The following is an 837-nucleotide window of genomic DNA, read 5'->3' as shown; positions in this document are numbered from 1 at the left end:
CGGAGTTTTTCAAGGTAGTTGTCACCATCAAGCCCAATTAAGCAGCTTGTAATCTCATCTTTTCTGGCTCTTTTACAGGATTCAATGTCGTCGGACCCACAGGCTCGCAGTTTCTCACCTCTTGAGACCCCCAACGTATCGGATTTTGAGCTTTAGCTTGCTGCATCGTCTCATAACGTTTGGCTAGTACTCCCTTATCCTCACCCGTATGGCGTTGACTCGGCGTCACAAAGTTAAGCTGGCTGTGCTTATGCTCGTCATTGTACCAGCGTGTGAAGCTTAGCACCCAGTCACGAGCCGCCTCTAAACTCTTAAAACCTTCGGTGGGCCAATTAGGACGATACTTGCAGGTCTTGAACAGCGACTCTGCAAAGGGGTTATCATTACTGACCCTTGGTCTACTGTATGACGTCACAACGCCAAGCTCATAGGCCTTCATGCGCATGGTTTGTGCTTTCATTGGTGCCCCATTGTCCGAATGTAGCACCACACCGCTATGTAGCGCATTCTCACTGATTAAAGTACGCTCAAGCAACTTAGCTGCCAACGTTCCTGACTCGTGGTCATACACCTCCTGACCGACAATCTTACGGCTATAGACATCCTCTATCATATACAGATAGTAGAACTGACCCCGTACAGGACTTGGCAGATAAGTGATGTCCCAGCAGAAGACTTGACCTGGACCTGTTGCAGTAAAGGTTTGTGGTGGCTTTGATGCGCCAGGGGCTAGAGCTCGACCACGATGAGCCAGTTGCTCGTGCTGCTTAAGCACACGGTAAAAGGTGGACTCACAGCCATAGTACACCCCCTCATCTAGCAGGGTCGGTACGATTT

General features: G+C 49.7%; 1 protein-coding gene. It reads right to left on the bottom strand.

What is annotated here, in order from left to right:
- Positions 1 to 37: 37 nt before the first annotated feature.
- The coding region (locus AAEY80_RS14290; protein WP_350588516.1) for a DDE-type integrase/transposase/recombinase at positions 38 to 837 on the bottom strand (800 nt) is incomplete at its 5' end.

The sequence above is a fragment of the Psychrobacter sp. 78a-MNA-CIBAN-0178 genome, from assembly GCF_040309625.1.
Classification (GTDB): Bacteria; Pseudomonadota; Gammaproteobacteria; order Pseudomonadales; family Moraxellaceae; genus Psychrobacter; species Psychrobacter okhotskensis.
The sequence above is the reverse complement of the archived record's forward strand: the minus strand, read 5'-3'. Positions and strand labels throughout refer to the sequence as shown.